This is a genomic window from Desulfobacter sp., assembly GCA_028768525.1.
In the GTDB taxonomy this organism is placed as follows: Bacteria; Desulfobacterota; Desulfobacteria; order Desulfobacterales; family Desulfobacteraceae; genus Desulfobacter.
This window is the reverse complement of record CP054837.1, coordinates 625,789-640,261: the sequence shown is the minus strand read 5'-3', so window position 1 is coordinate 640,261 and position 14,473 is coordinate 625,789. Positions and strand designations below refer to the sequence as shown.

Annotated in this window: 17 protein-coding genes and 2 tRNA genes; 7 read left to right on the top strand and 12 right to left on the bottom strand. The window is 41.3% G+C overall.

Annotated features, from left to right (window positions below):
- Window positions 1-4 precede the first annotated feature (4 nt).
- Window positions 5-409 carry a hypothetical protein gene (locus HUN04_02810; GenBank protein ID WDP88721.1) on the top strand — a complete coding sequence of 135 codons (405 nt, stop codon included), beginning with the start codon at window positions 5-7 and terminating at the stop codon, window positions 407-409.
- Between the two features lie 14 nt (window positions 410-423).
- On the opposite strand, the gene HUN04_02805 is transcribed toward HUN04_02810, so the two are convergent.
- The 3 genes from HUN04_02805 to HUN04_02795 form a co-directional block, all read right to left on the bottom strand.
- Entirely contained in the window at window positions 424-1,104 is a 681-nt protein-coding gene (locus HUN04_02805; GenBank protein WDP88720.1) for a PAS domain S-box protein, read from the bottom strand.
- 157 nt (window positions 1,105-1,261) lie between these two features.
- A complete protein-coding gene (locus HUN04_02800) occupies window positions 1,262-1,522 on the bottom strand; it encodes a hypothetical protein (protein WDP88719.1) in 261 nt (86 codons plus the stop codon).
- A 387-nt stretch (window positions 1,523-1,909) separates the two neighbouring features.
- Window positions 1,910-2,077: a hypothetical protein gene (locus tag HUN04_02795; protein ID WDP88718.1), complete on the bottom strand. Its 168-nt coding sequence runs from the start codon at window positions 2,075-2,077 to the stop codon at window positions 1,910-1,912.
- Between the two features lie 324 nt (window positions 2,078-2,401).
- On the opposite strand from HUN04_02795, the gene HUN04_02790 reads away from it, so the two are divergent.
- A tRNA-Leu gene (locus tag HUN04_02790) sits at window positions 2,402-2,488 on the top strand.
- Window positions 2,489-2,574: 86 nt separating this feature from the next.
- Here HUN04_02790 and HUN04_02785 read toward each other — a convergent pair.
- A complete protein-coding gene (locus tag HUN04_02785) occupies window positions 2,575-3,042 on the bottom strand; it encodes a PilZ domain-containing protein (protein WDP88717.1) in 468 nt (155 codons plus the stop codon).
- Between the two features lie 199 nt (window positions 3,043-3,241).
- Between HUN04_02785 and HUN04_02780 the strand changes: the two genes are divergently transcribed.
- The 5 genes from HUN04_02780 to HUN04_02760 all read left to right on the top strand — a co-directional run bounded on the left by HUN04_02780 (window position 3,242) and on the right by HUN04_02760 (window position 7,019).
- A tRNA-Leu gene (locus tag HUN04_02780) sits at window positions 3,242-3,329 on the top strand.
- Between the two features lie 342 nt (window positions 3,330-3,671).
- On the top strand, window positions 3,672-5,111 hold the full coding sequence (locus tag HUN04_02775; protein WDP93140.1) for an IS21 family transposase: 1,440 nt from the start codon (window positions 3,672-3,674) through the stop codon (window positions 5,109-5,111).
- On the top strand, window positions 5,108-5,857 hold the full coding sequence (locus HUN04_02770; protein ID WDP88716.1) for an ATP-binding protein: 750 nt from the start codon (window positions 5,108-5,110) through the stop codon (window positions 5,855-5,857). Before HUN04_02775 ends, HUN04_02770 begins: the two co-directional genes overlap by 4 nt.
- Entirely contained in the window at window positions 5,857-6,075 is a 219-nt protein-coding gene (locus HUN04_02765) for a hypothetical protein (GenBank protein ID WDP88715.1), read from the top strand. The genes HUN04_02770 and HUN04_02765 overlap by 1 nt, the downstream gene beginning before the upstream one ends.
- Window positions 6,076-6,302: 227 nt before the next feature.
- Window positions 6,303-7,019, top strand: a complete 717-nt coding sequence (locus HUN04_02760; GenBank protein WDP88714.1) for a hypothetical protein — start codon at window positions 6,303-6,305, stop codon at window positions 7,017-7,019.
- Between the two features lie 87 nt (window positions 7,020-7,106).
- Here the strand turns inward: HUN04_02760 and HUN04_02755 are convergent, their stop codons facing one another.
- The 8 genes from HUN04_02755 to HUN04_02720 all read right to left on the bottom strand — a co-directional run bounded on the left by HUN04_02755 (window position 7,107) and on the right by HUN04_02720 (window position 14,398).
- Window positions 7,107-7,544, bottom strand: coding sequence for a hypothetical protein (locus HUN04_02755; GenBank protein WDP88713.1), 438 nt, complete (start codon window positions 7,542-7,544; stop codon window positions 7,107-7,109).
- Between the two features lie 172 nt (window positions 7,545-7,716).
- The gene (locus tag HUN04_02750; protein ID WDP88712.1) at window positions 7,717-8,469 is read right to left on the bottom strand and encodes a hypothetical protein; all 753 of its coding nucleotides are present in this window, start codon (window positions 8,467-8,469) and stop codon (window positions 7,717-7,719) included.
- A gap of 537 nt (window positions 8,470-9,006) precedes the next feature.
- The gene (locus tag HUN04_02745; protein ID WDP88711.1) at window positions 9,007-9,672 is read right to left on the bottom strand and encodes a hypothetical protein; all 666 of its coding nucleotides are present in this window, start codon (window positions 9,670-9,672) and stop codon (window positions 9,007-9,009) included.
- A gap of 293 nt (window positions 9,673-9,965) precedes the next feature.
- Window positions 9,966-10,211, bottom strand: a complete 246-nt coding sequence (locus HUN04_02740; GenBank protein WDP88710.1) for a hypothetical protein — start codon at window positions 10,209-10,211, stop codon at window positions 9,966-9,968.
- 315 nt (window positions 10,212-10,526) lie between these two features.
- Window positions 10,527-11,810: an AAA family ATPase gene (locus HUN04_02735; protein WDP88709.1), complete on the bottom strand. Its 1,284-nt coding sequence runs from the start codon at window positions 11,808-11,810 to the stop codon at window positions 10,527-10,529.
- Window positions 11,800-12,057 carry a hypothetical protein gene (locus HUN04_02730; GenBank protein WDP88708.1) on the bottom strand — a complete coding sequence of 86 codons (258 nt, stop codon included), beginning with the start codon at window positions 12,055-12,057 and terminating at the stop codon, window positions 11,800-11,802. The genes HUN04_02735 and HUN04_02730 overlap by 11 nt, the downstream gene beginning before the upstream one ends.
- A gap of 126 nt (window positions 12,058-12,183) precedes the next feature.
- Entirely contained in the window at window positions 12,184-12,987 is an 804-nt protein-coding gene (locus tag HUN04_02725; GenBank protein ID WDP88707.1) for a hypothetical protein, read from the bottom strand.
- Window positions 12,988-13,165: 178 nt separating this feature from the next.
- Window positions 13,166-14,398 (bottom strand): site-specific integrase, encoded by a 1,233-nt coding sequence (locus HUN04_02720; protein ID WDP88706.1) that lies wholly within the window; start codon window positions 14,396-14,398, stop codon window positions 13,166-13,168.
- Window positions 14,399-14,473: the final 75 nt, after the last annotated feature.

The following is a 14,473-nucleotide window of genomic DNA, read 5'->3' as shown; positions in this document are numbered from 1 at the left end:
GATTATGGAAATTAAAACGGACTTTTATAAGATGGTTCCCTATGAACACCTTCTTTACATTGAGGCTTTTTTTGCCTGGGATGAGAGAGTGGCCAAGGACTACCTAAAGGATCTGAAACGCATTGCTTACAAATTTTACCATGACAAGCCTTGGGCGTTGCTTATTGACCGCAGTCGATGGGAACTCCACACGCCGGAGGCGGAAAAACTGATTTCACAAATGGTCAGTGGCCGGTTCAAGACCCCTCTCTCTCATCTGGCTGTTGTTGCAGGAAAATCGGAAATAAAAAAATGGCAGGTGGGTAAAATCGTTCAAGAAGCCAGTCGGTTGGAGATCGAAGTTTTTGACAATATTCAGGATGCAAAAGAATGGCTGGCGTCATCTGGCTTTGATATGACCCCTGTTTAATTATAGCCGGGGCCTTATTCCATCTTTTTTTTCCGTTTCTGGTACCAGGCCTCATCTCCGTAAAAGGCCTCTTTACAGTCGACACAGATGGTATGGTTAAGCTTTGTCTCAGTCGCTTTTTCTATATATGCATCTATGGGCCACCATTTGCCTTTTTCATCTCTGATTCTTTTGCATCCGCTGCAAATCGGCAGAAGCCCTTTTAATGTTTTGTTTTCTTTCAGCAATTTTTCTTTTTCAAATAAGGCCTTACCCAGCTTTTCTATCAAATCGTTTTTTTCCTGCTCCACCTTTTTCCGTTCTGTGATGTCCTTTGTTACCCCAACAATTTTCAATATATTTCCGGGTTCTTTGATCAGCCTTGCCCTGATCTCACACCAATAAGGGATGCCGTTTTTATGGATGAACTCAATCTCCGCCGACCGTATTGTTTTTATCCCCTGGTCAAATTTCAGTTTCTCCTCGTCCAGCAATGCTTTGATTTTTTGAAAAGATTCCGGGGTCATTCTTTTCTGAAGCCCTTGATTGATAGATTCCTGTATCGTATACCCGCTTAGCTTTTCAATGGATTCTGTCATATATTCAATACGCAGGGTTTCCGCATCGGCAATCCAGATTGCGTCAACCAGGTTTTTGGTTAAAAAGCGATGGTCTTTTTCTATTTTCTTTATTTCTTCAATACTCTTTTCGGACATAAGACACTCCTGCAAAAACAGATTGATGGTCAATGAATATACTATGGAATCAGCGGTTTGAAGTCAAATGAATCCTCCGCATCTGTCCCGGGCGGAACCTTCTCCGCCTTTTCCGTTCCTGTGAATTGGTGACAATGCTGTGTCGGGTCATTGGCTGCTAATCATTTTGAGGCGTTGCCCACAATATGTGCTCTTTATTCACAAATAAAGTTTCATAGTTTACGGGCGTTGTAATGCCGGTGTTGTGCATTGTGGCATTCATTAAAACCAAAAACGGTTCTCTGCTGTTGCTGATCATGTCGCTTAAGCGGTTATAGCCTGGTTCCCGGTCGATATTTACGCAGGCATTAATCTGGGACCCGTCCACAAGGGCCATTTTAATTGTTCTGGAATTGACATCCGTGCAAAACTCAGTCATGGTGCTGTCCTCCTTTTTATGGTTAATTGGAGAAGAGACGATACCATTAGGGCTCTGAGTGTTAGAACAAACCAAGCTTACTCTGCCGTTTCCGATAGCGGTTCAAATCTGATGCGCGTCTTCTGTCCCGAGTATACCAGAAATGACACCCAGGGGTAAGATGTCCGGGGCAGGCTGTCGGTGCATACCGTCATACAACACGATTAGACATGGTCACTGATTGGAGGGTAAATCCAGCCGTCAAAATGTAAAAGGGCTTGATACAGCCTATTCTGGGACTGGTATCAGCCCTATACACTATGCTTTGTTTTTTTTGAGCCACCTTTAATTTGAAGACAAAGGTGTTCTCAGGTACATGGTGGATTGTTGGAGAAAAAAGAAGTGAATTTAGTAAAATTGATTGCTTGGATTTGGATAGCTGTGGGGAGCGGTGCTTTCATTCTGATGATCATTGGTCTTGATCGGATCATTCTGACGCTCCGTATCAATCTCATTTAAAATTTCCAGTAATTCGTCCTTTCCCAGGTGGGTTTCGCTCGTATGCTCGGTTGCCATTATTTGATTTAAGCTCCTTTTTAATTGGGTTAATTGCAAATCAAAGATTAGTTAATGCTTAATAATATACATTTTCCCCCTATTGTCAAATTATGGCTTTTTTTAGGTCGTATTGTAACATTGGCTGGGTTGCCGCCAGCTTTTCAAGTTGACATTCCGGTTAGAACCCTGTTACAAATTCTGATAGAAGGTAAAAGCGGTTTGAAACCAGATAGATACAATGGTTTAAGACCAAGGCAGGGGGCTTGCTGAAAAAGAAAGTGAACTTTTCGATTGACAAGTCAAAAACCTTGCTGTATAACCCTTTTCGTTGTTTTGAGACGTGCCGAAGTGGCGGAATTGGTAGACGCACTAGTTTCAGGGACTAGCGAGCGTACGCTTGTGGGAGTTCGAATCTCCCCTTCGGCACCACTCACATCGAATCCCGGAAGGACAAGCCTTCTCGGGATTTTTTTATGCCCGGATTCCAATGTTTTCCATGTGCCGGGCCCTCGCGATCAAAAATGAAATAAAAAATATTTCCCCAGATTGTCATAGTGGTTCGGGTTAAGGAATTCGCAGCCAAGGGTGTCGGGGAAGAGGACCCGCTTGACCGTTACTTTTGTGGTGACCTTTGAATGGCCGGGGTCATCCAGGATGAATTCAATGGTCAGGATGCTGCCGATATCGGGCGGGGCTTTTGTGAACAGCTTGATTTTTATGCCGTACTTGGAAATATCAATTATTCTCAGCGGCAGCTTCCTTGTCGGTTCGATCAGGTAACCGTTGAGTTGTTTCTCCTTTCTGATGAACCGTCTTCTCTCAAGAAGTATGGAGAACTGGTGCTTGCATTTACAGGTGTATTTAAGCCGGACCTCTTTATGGTGTTTTATGAATCTTGATACGTCTTTTTGGTAGGAATTCTTGCAATTAGGGCAAGGGATTGTTGCCTTAAGATCTGCATTGACGTAAATTTTAGTGACCATCTTGCCAATTATCCTTTCCCGCGGGAGGTTGGTTCCATCCATAAAGAGGGACAAATCGGTACAATACTTTTGTCTGCTGCATTTTGCCCGTGTATAGTAACATAATCATTTTAAAATGGGGAAGCAATATATGAGGTCGGGCGCCGGCGGTTTTTCCTTGCAAAATGTGCTGTAATAATATATTTAATCCTGACGATGTGCCTGGGTGGCGGAACTGGTAGACGCAAGGGACTTAAAATCCCTCGGGGCTGAGCCCTGTACGAGTTCAATTCTCGTCCCAGGTACCAGTAAAAACAAGGGGTTAGCCAAGATCGGGCACCCCTTTTTTTATTTGTGAATTTCTGCCAGAGCCTTTTTGTACAACCCCTGTACAACTTTTTTTAATTCTTCCCCCACTTTTTAACCCTGTAGGCCAAAAAATAATTAAAGTCCCTTCGGTTCTTTGTTAAAATTCATACTTCCCTAACTATTTAGTTAAAAAGTGATCAGCGTCATTTATAATTCCCGCCAAACGACAATTAAAATTCCCGAAATTTAAGAATCAAAAAAAATGGTAGAAACATCCAAATTGAACAGAAGGAGAGATTTGGATGGTAACGGACCAGCAAGTGAGGAGGTTGTTCAAGTTGATTCAGTCAGAGAAGAGTTTCGGGATAGCAGCAATGAAAGCTGGAATGGATGAAAAAACAGCTCGAAAGTACCGTGAACACGGGAAGTTGCCGAGTGAACTCAAAACGGATCATACATGGCGCACACGCAAAGATCCGTTTGAGGAGACCTGGGATGGTATCAAAGGCATGTTGACCATAAATCCAGGTCTGGAGGCCAAGACACTGTTTGAGGATTTGCAACGCAGACACCCCGGCCGGTTCGCCGATGGACAATTACGGACCCTGCAACGGAGAATAAAGCAATGGCGTGCTACAGAGGGGCCGCCCAAAGAAATCTTTTTTGCTCAAATTCATAAGCCTGGCGAATTATGCCAGTCAGACTTCACCCACATGGATAAACTGGGCGTCACTATAGGCGGCGTCCCTTTTGACCACCTGATCTACCATTTTGTTTTGACCTATTCCAATTGGGAGACAGGTACAGTCTGTTTTTCAGAGAGTTTCGAAAGCCTGAGCCAGGGCCTGCAAAATGCCCTATGGGAACTTGGTGGTGTGCCGCAGCAACATCGCACCGATTGTCTGACATCCGCTGTTAACAAGGTAAGTCACCCTGAGGAGTTCACCAGCAGGTATCAGGATCTTGTTGACCATTACGGTATCATTCCTTGCAAAACTAACCCTGCCAGCCCCAATGAAAATGGAGACGTGGAGCAGCGCAATTATCGGTTCAAAAAAGCCGTTGACCAGGCCCTGATGCTGAGAGGACACCGGGATTTTAAAGACCGGGAAGAATATGACTTGTTCCTGGCCAAACTGTTCGCACAGCTAAATGCCGGTCGTAGGAAACGGTTTACACAAGAACTGGATCTCCTACACCGGTTGCCCAAACGCCGGCTTGATGCATGTAAAAAGATGGATTTAAAGGTTGGTCCCAGCAGTACCATTCGGGTCAATCACAACGTTTACTCTGTAGACAGCAGGCTCATAGGAGAAAATATCCAGGTCCGCCTCTACATGGAATGCCTGGAGGTCTGGTACGGCCAGAGAAAGGTCGATACTTTGCCAAGGTTGCGGGGTGAGGGCAAATATAAAATCAATTACCGGCATATCATTGACAGCCTGGTCAAAAAACCGGGGGCATTTGAAAATTATCGTTATCGTAATGCCATGTTCCCCACCAGCCGGTTCCGGATTGCCTACGATCATTTAAGAAAGCGTTATACCGTTAAAAGCTCAGCAGCAAGGTATCTGAAAATATTATACCTGGCAGCAAAGACAAGCGAGGTGGCAGTAGACAGCGCCCTGATGGTTCTAATAAACGAGGATCAGGAAATCAGCAAAGAGGCTGTTAAACGCCTTATTGAGTCCAACGCCTCTGTCAGCAGGCCGGATGATGTTCATATCCAGGCAGTTGATTTGACTCGTTATGACCAATTGCTCAAGGGGGTGGCGGCATGATCAATGATCGGGATCAGATAGACACCAATCTTAAAAGCCTCCATATGCCGACCATGCGCCGCAGTTATGAAGAAATGGCGGATCAGGCCAGGGCGGAGGCATGGGGATATGAAAAGTACCTCTTACAATTGTTGAGTCTCGAATGCGAAGTCCGCTGGCAGAACCGGATATCACGTAACCTGAGGGCATCCAAGTTGCCATCTTCCAAGACATTTGAGAATTTTGATAAAAAGCGCCTCCCCTTAAAGGTTGCCAATCATTTAAGTGTCCTGGTCAACGGCGCTTTTTTAGAGCGCTGTGAAAACATCCTGGCCTTTGGTAATCCGGGTAGCGGGAAAACCCATCTGCTCTGTGCCATTGGCCATGAATTAATTGCAAAGGGTAAGCAGGTTCTTTTTATCTCATGCAGTCAGCTCGTCCAGGATCTGCTGATTGCCAAAAGGGATCTTGAGCTAACCAAAAAACTCAAATCCCTCTCCAGGTTTGATGCTGTGATTATAGATGACATTGGGTATGTCCAACAAAGCCGGGGAGAAATGGAAGTGCTGTTTACCTTTTTGGCGGAACGGTATGAACAGGGCAGCCTGATGATCACGAGCAATCTTCCGTTCTCTAAGTGGGAACAGATTTTTAAGGACCCTATGACAACGGCAGCAGCCATCGACAGACTCGTTCATCACAGTATCATCCTTGAATTGAATGTGGAAAGCTATCGCATGGAACAGGCTAAAATGGAGGCCGAATAATGATCGAGACCAGATATACCAGGCAGGAGATTGTTGAGATTATTAAAATGATCCGACTGGATTTATACAATCGAGGCCTGAACTGCGGTGCCGGTGCTATCAGCAAGGAGATGGAAGCGGAAAATATTGAACCAATGCCGTCAGCAAGCACTATCGGACGGATACTATCGATAGAGGGCTTAACCCATGGAAGAACCGGGTTTTGTGATGGTAATTAAAAGGACTTTTTACCGGATTATAATGGGGGCCAGCCCCCAAACCCCCGGAGTTTAGCGCATTATAGACCAAAGTATGAGAGCAAAAAGCGAAAGGCCGTACGTGGAAAATACGGCCCCTCATACTTCAGTCACCTTCTCGGCGCTCAGGTTGCTCTCCAGCATAGCCTTATCCTCCGGAAGGATGGTCTTAAAAAACATAATCAGAATTGTTTTGCAAGTATTTTTTAATGAAATTAAATGGTTACGCAGGTTGGGGAACGGGAGTTTTAATTGTCGTTGAAGGAAAAAAATATTTGTCGTTGATCAAAAAAGAGGTGTTTATGGGCGGGCCGGGTTCAGGACGATTTTTCAGATTTAATACAAAGCCAACAGTTGAACGCCAAATTTACATTGATATCCGATTGCTCAAAAGGCAAAACGCTTTACCCCCTGGAACAGCCGGAAAATTATCCTGGTCATCGAATGGCAATAAAAGGGGGGCGGTTCACTTTGAGGTTCAAGAAAACTGCTTAACCCTTAAATATAGGTATAGGGGGCGTGGTGGTGCCTGGGAAGGTGTCAAACAGGTCATTTTTTTTGACCAAACCCCTTGCAACTATGGAGGCTATAGAAAATGGTTTCTCTGTTCACAATGTGAACGGAAGGTTGAAATCCTTTATAGTCTGGGTGGGGCAGGCAAAAATTTTCTTTGTAGAGATTGCCATGGCCTAACTTATGCCAGTTGCAATACTCATTCAACAAAGCGATTGTTTAATAGGGCTAATAAGTTGAAGCGGAAAATTGGTGCGGAACCGGGCATTATGGATATTATTCCTGAGAAGCCAAAAGGTATGCACAGATCAACATTTGATAATATTTTAGATAAAATCCAAAGGTTGGAATACCTTGGTGATCAGGCCATTGTTAAAAAATGGGCAAAATTAAATAAATTCCACCAGTATTAATATTGGTGGGAAACCCTATTCAAATAGAATCACTAAACTGTCTTTATTCGATTGTACCGGCAAACAGGATTTATGCTTTAATAATATTTATTGGCAATCGCTCTTTTTGACGCTGTACGAAAACAGAAATGTGCCATCTTCATAATAGTATTCATATTCCACTATTAAATCAGAATCAATCAATGGCCTTGTATCGGGAGAAGAACACATTGTATTGGTACCAATATAAGTTATTCTATTTTTCAAGCTTTCAAGAGATTGTTTAATATTGTCATAGGGAATACCAGAAATGGAGGCTTGATATTTAAGCCTATCTGAAAAAGGCAACGCTTTAGTTATATTCGTATACTTATCTACTACCATAGGGCAATTTTTGTTAAACTCATCAACAACCATTTTGATTGCTGTTTTTTTTCCATATTTTTCCATTATTGATATGAAATCTTCCGCTTCGACTTCACTAAGAGTAATTCCAAAAATTAAGAACAATGCTGTGAAAAAAAATTTCATATTATTTTCTCTCATTTTTTTATCCTCTCTCAAATGGAACAGAATATGCCAATATCGTTATAAGCAGATTCTGTCTATTCGGTTTAGGTTGGGCAGTATAGTAGAGGCTAAAATTAAATGTATCGGTTTAAAATTTTGCAATATCTTATATGGAAATTCCCATCCGTGTGAAGAATTTTATCCCGAGTTAATTTTGTTGTCGGTATACTGATAGCATCCTGCGTGCTTGTTCTAACCATGTTTGATCACGATTCAATATTACTCGATTTTCGCTGATTACTGCTTTTAAAGTTATAATTTCATGTTGTATTCCTTCCCACATTTCTATTCTGGCTTGTCGAGGATCTGCACCAATATATCTTGCATCGTTTACTGCTTGCGCTAATTCCAAATCTTTTGTAGCAAGTATTTTTTTATATTCGATTACTAAATCTCTTATTTCCGCGCTGGCTGAGCTTACGGACCACTCTAAATTTTTAACTTTTGCCTCCCAATATGATTCAGGCGATGTTTTGAGCTTGATCTTTTCTAAGAGGCTATCTGACGCATGAATATCATCTAATATTTTTTGTTGTTCTTGGCGTTGTTTTTGGTATTGAGCATCTTTGGTTGCTTTATAAGATAAATATTGGTTCGCACGATAAATCTCAAGCTCTTGCATGCGTATTTTTTGCTGGGCCTCAATTTTGCGTAGTTGGGCTTCTAATTTGTCTTCAATTCTGGGGTGTTGGGCCTCTTTTTGAGCTTTTTGTTGAGCTTCCATAGCCCTTTTTTTGGCCTGTTGGGAGTGGGCTTTCTCCATATGTTTTTTGGATGTGCTATCAATTATTAGCACCCCGCTTTCTTTTGTAATTTCAAGACCTTCGAAAGAGTCTATTTTTTCACCGGCCTGAATTGCTATTGGAATGAGCAAGATTAATATTATAACAAGGTTTCTCATGACATCCTTCTTTGCGTCAGGCTTCTAAATTGCAAAAGCTCAGGTAAAAGGTTTAATCCTGGATGGAACAATTTAAGGCCAAAATTCAACTAAGATGTAAAGATAAACACTGCTTAATTCATATCATCAACTTAAAGTTATGTGTATCAGGGAATCCCTTAGTTTTTATTGTTTTTTTTATATAAATAGGGATTGATTTTATAAGTGCCTAAACATTAGGCAGCCTAAAAATGCCCCAAAAAAAAGGAAATTTACTTTACCGTGAAAGAACCTTGGTGATTAACTTGTAACCGGATAAAACTGTGGATAGAATATACTTGCGGGTCCGGTAATATTTTTGGAAGTTGCCTGTATAGTGGCGATGCCTCGGTTTTTGCAGTGTAAAGTAGGAGTCCCTAAAATGTATCTGCGCATATATGACTTTTTACATTAAACGCTCACGGGCGATAAAAACTTAAATTTGTCCTGCTATGTTTGGGGCCGCTCCCCAATCGAAAAAAATAAAACTGAGGAATGGCCTCAAAATATGAAATTGTCTCAATAAAGAGTTTCTCCACGAACCAGTTTCTTAAGATTGATAGCTTTTTCTTCAAAAAGATCCGTTGTGATTTTTTTAAAATAAAAGTGACCAATAACGACTTTGGCAAGGTCATTTTCTGATATTTCTAAGTCTGATGCTTTCTTAGGATGCGTAACCCTGTGACGAATATTTATTGAATCTATAAGATATTCCCATTCTTGACCTCCTAAATTGGGCACATTGGTAATGTGGTTTGCCTTGCTAAAACATTTTATAGTGAATCTTATATTCTCAGCAAGTTTTAGATATTTCGTGCTTTTTCTCGCTTTCCCTCGCGAAACTGAAGGTGATTCTTCTTTTAAGAGCATTATTTCTTCTGGCGTAAATACTTTTTCCCGCTTTAGCTTTTCATTTGTGAGGATTTCATCTTTTATTATAAAAATAATTCCCTCAATAAAAACAAAGACAGCTCTAATAAAATTCCTACGTTTTCCTTGAGTGGGACATTTGTTGTAGTCTCTTCTTATTTCCTCCACATCGTGACTAAGGATATCAATAAACTCCTTATGATTCTTTTGTTCAAGAGTTGCCAATACTTTTTGTTGACGTATGTTTGATTCTTGTAAAGAATCAATCTTTTGTCTAAGATTGTAATACTTAATAAATTGTTCTTCGGGACCCATAATTTTTCCACAAGACTATAAAATGACAATGAATACGAAACAATCCTAAATCAGAATACACTTAATTGGAGATTAAACATCCCTTGTCGAAAATTGCAAGATTCAATTTTTTATTCTGAGCATCAAGAAGCGTTGATCTTATCTATTTATGTAGTGACTATCTAAAAAAATGCCTCAACCACAATATGTGGTATTGTGAATTGAAATCGAGAGTAACGCGATATTGAATTGAATTTTTGACAGACGTCGCCAGATCAAATCCAGATTTCTACATCTAAAAAATTTGCATTGTATCAAATAAGCCTATCCATAATTTCTCGATTCAATTCCAGCTCTTTTTTTGAGCCGAAACATTCAATGGTAATTTTGAAATAATCTCCGATATATTTATCCCCTTCATAACACTTACGGCCTGTTTGGTGGCCTTGTGCATGTATCATTTCATAAACGGTATCAATGATCCATGGGAACACAGTATTTTCAGGCTCAAGTATAACGTCGGAAACTTCATTTTCTTTAAAAACTTTCGATTCTCTCATAATATATTCCCTATAAAAAAGTAATTTATTATATCAGTCGGTTAACAAGGCTGACAAATTAGATATGGGTTATGCGATCTTAAAAAAGTTGGGGAAGCCCTAGGGGTGTCCCCCAGCTTTCCGCGTAGAGGACTCCCCCTTAAGGGGTAGAAAGCATGGAAAGTGGAAAGTTTATATTTCACGCGCGTTTCACGATGTGTTCCATGCAATTTCTCGTGGAAAGCCTGGAAAGCAATCACAAAACCGTGAAAAACCTTTATTGACAAGCTTTATATCGTTCCAGTGGAAAGCTCTGGAAAGCTGGAAAGCTGTTTCTCATGCCCCCGTGAAAGTGTCATTTCCAGGTTCCTTTTCCTGCCCAGGATTCTCCGTTTGTGGTTCCACATGCACCGTAATGGGGCTGGTTTTTTTATCTCCTTTGGAATACCAGACCTGATAAAATACATGCTGCCCCTGAGCATCAATAAAACTCGTTTTTTGGGCTTTCTCGCGGCTTTTCGACAAGCGAATGACCTCGTTATTGGCGGTTGACTTTCTCACGTTTGCCAGGGGCATATATTTAGCTCTCAGCTTAGCCCATGGTAGGCTCCCACCATCAGGCCCGATCTTTCCTGTCAAGGCTTTAGCCATAAATTGGGCGATCTCGGCAATACGCTTGCCCTTGCCCTTGCCATGGCTATTGTCCTTTTCTTTTAGCTCAATCCTGCGCGGGACACCCACCGAATCACCATTGGGCAAGGTAATGGAATCCAGCCGTAAATAGACACCTTCCCCTTTCTGGCTGTAATTGGCCTTGACGTTATCCATGCGGACAATATTCCGGGCTTCATTGTCTGACAGCCCAAATCGTTTTTGATCTTGCTTCGACAAGGGCAATATGATTTCCCCCACCCGGCAACCATCGGACAGGGCCTTGCCGCCTCTGCTGTCTTCAATGGTTGGGGTGCCATTTGCTGAACCTTTACGGGTATGATGAACAAGAACTATGGCACAACAGGTCACGGCGGCAATAGATTTGTAGATATGAACCACATCATCAATTTTGGAATTGTCGTTTTCACTGCTGCGATGACTGGAAACAAACGGATCGACAACCAAAACCTTAATTTTATACATTTCGATATAATCCACCAGCCGATCAACAAATGGTGCCTTGACGACTTGACCGTCTTCCTTCGAATCACAGATTAATCGCCGGGCTCCATAACCTGATTCATAATAGAATTGGTTTTCAAGTTCTGGTGGCTTAATGCCGTATGCTATCATAACACCGGCTATTCGGCGTTCCATTTCAACATGGTCATCCTCGTTATTAATAATGAGGGTTTTACCTCTCATCATTACTGGCCCGATTAGATCTGTCTGACTTGAAAGTCCACGGGCAGCAACCATGATGGCAACCAATATGCTATAAATGGATTTGCAGACGCCGCCTGGCCCAATAATGATTGAAACATGGCCCAAAAGAATGGAACCTAATACAATCCACGGGCGCTCCGGTAGCAGGGCAGGATCAAAGTCTGCCGAAATCGTTTTGGGCTGAAAATCATCTATCTCATGGGCTTTACAGCCAGTCGAAGTCTTGGATTTATTTCCCATCAGCCAACTCTACAAGCTTTTGCAGGTATTCAACAACGGCCTGGACAGGATATGCAACTTTTCTGTTTCCTATCTTGATCCGGCCTGGGATACCAATGCCGAGTGAATCAAGGTTTGCTTGGGTACGACTATGTAACAGACCACCAGTTTTTTCTGTCAGGTCAGATCTCAGAATGTAACCAGACGGATTGTTTTTAATGATCTGGGAAAAAGTCGGAACTTTCGTTTTGGTTTCTTCTTGGGCCATTTTTAATTCCTTTCATATTTATTATTAATGACTCTGAAAGGAAATATATGTAGGCGTAGGAATTAAAAAATTCCCAAAACATTAATTCGTTCAAGGAATTTTATGTCTGGAATGTTTTGGGGGGTTTTAGGATTTGGCTTTTTTGGGGCGTCCTGGGCCGTTCTTAACTTCATCATTTATGGATTCCCAAATGAGATCAATCCTGGTGCCCGGGATATTCTTATCAAGTTTATTTACAAAATTCTCTATATGCCCTCTCACTATTTTTTCTTTGTTATTGATTTTGGTTTGTACAAACTTCCCCACCTCTATGGCAGCTTTAACCGTTGCATCCATTGTTCTTTTTTCAGTTCTTAACCGCCCTAACTCCTGACTTTCTTTCCCGCTAAGTTTTGCACTTTCGTCACAATTAAGATGATTAAAACTGTCAGGATTTTCTAAAACTTCATCCTGCCAAGAATATAAATACTTTCCTGAATCCAGACGTACTTTTAAAAACTGTAATTTGTCTGGAATATCAAACAACTGTTTGTCATTTACAAATTCAAGAAATTCGAACGGATTTACTTTAAGACGGGCGCAACAATGATACCAATGTGTAGAAACTGTTTTTTTTGCATCCCCGCTTTTGTATTCTATTCTTTTTTCCTCGTAATTACCTTCGACAGGCAAAGATTTATTAATAGCCCTGGTAACTTTTTGGTATCTCTCAGGGTTTTGTAAAAATTCAATGTCGAACAATAATGGAAACATACTTTTTGATTTTTGACCAATTTCATTCGGGGCAATTAATAACTTTACCCCCTCATCAAGTGTCCAGTAATCTAATTTTTTAAAATGTTGGTATGTATCTATTCCCTCACAGGCACGTTCATGCCTACTAATTTGTTTTTCCAGTAGTTCCTGTTCCTGCTTTTTATTTTTCGGCATTTGATCTCTCCTACAAGATGTTAGGCGCTATCAGTTTTTGAGCTATGTAAGTTATAAAGTGGATGCCTTGATTTTATATTTAAAATTGGCGATTTTATATACAGGTTTGGAGTGTAAAACATTTTGGAATACGGCAAAAGCTGGCATTTATAACCGTATCCGCATTTTACCCCAATTTTTATGTTGAACCTGTTTTTTTATTGAAAGGCAAAATTTTTCCTTCCTGGGGTTTTAATGCTTGCTCTAATCCTGCCAGTGCATTTCGTTTTGTATCCTCATCACCTTTTATATAACGAGTTGCCATTAAAACAGTCCGCCATCCCATAACGTCCATTAGTTCCCGAATATTTAGCCGTTTGGCAAGTTCCGTGGCGACAGAATGCCGGATTGAATGAAAACTGATTTTATCAAGGGGGGCTCGGCCTTCATTCAGTTTTAAAGCGTCAACTACAGTTCGAAATGCGGAGGGGGCTTCTTTGTAGGGAATTTCCTTTAGGCTTAAGAAAACTCTATCCTGGGGCTTTCCTTCCGGTATCTCGTCAAATATTTGTTTCAAAGATTCAGAAATAGGCAGGGATCGGGGATCTTTATTCTTGGTTTCTGGAAATGTTATGATTTGGGAGATGAGATCGATGTCACGATAGCAGAGATTAAACGCCTCGGAAGCACGGCAACCAGTCAGGAATGCAAATCTTGTGATTCGCCATGCAGAGCGGTCTGTTTCTTCAAGTTTCGATAGGATGGCTTCTGCCTCATCTGGCCTTATAATTCTTCTGCGCCGGTTACTATTTCCTGGGCCTGTAACGCCGATTCTTTTTCCTGATGGTGGGGCCTCATCAATTAATCGTCTGTGGTAAGCATGTTTGAGGATGCGCCTAAGTGTGCCAGTAACATATTCTTGTGTCCGTTTTGATTTTCCATCCTTGGACAGGGCTTCTGTTAAAAGATCCCATTGTTCAAGCTTGATATCATTCAATGATATATGCCCAAGCAATGGGGAAAGCCACAATCTATAGTGAGATTCCTCTTTTTCATAACTGACTTTTTTTTTAGATTTTTTTGCGGTTTTATAATATTCCGGCCAGTATTGATTAAGCGTTTTATTTTTCTGTTCTGCGGCGGTTCTTTCTCGCTTAATTTGTTCACGTTTTAGTTCAGCCTCTTGCTTAGCTTCAGCGATGGTTCTTGGACCTTGTCCTGATTTTTGATTACGTTTAAGCTCACATAACTTTTCAAAGGATTCTGATGCCGAATGGCCTTCACTGGCCCAACCTATGGCCTCTGATTTTGTAACTCCGTCAAGTTTGTAGGTTATAACGAAATATTGATCGAACTTGATCCCGTGCTTTCTCTTGGGGTGTTTTCTGTAACGGACGCCTTTGAAATCTGTTTTATGCCATGCGGTTGCCATGTCTACCCCTCATTTCTGTACAACCCCTGTACAACTTTTTTTTATGAAAGTGTTTTAAGTTGTGTGAAAATCAAT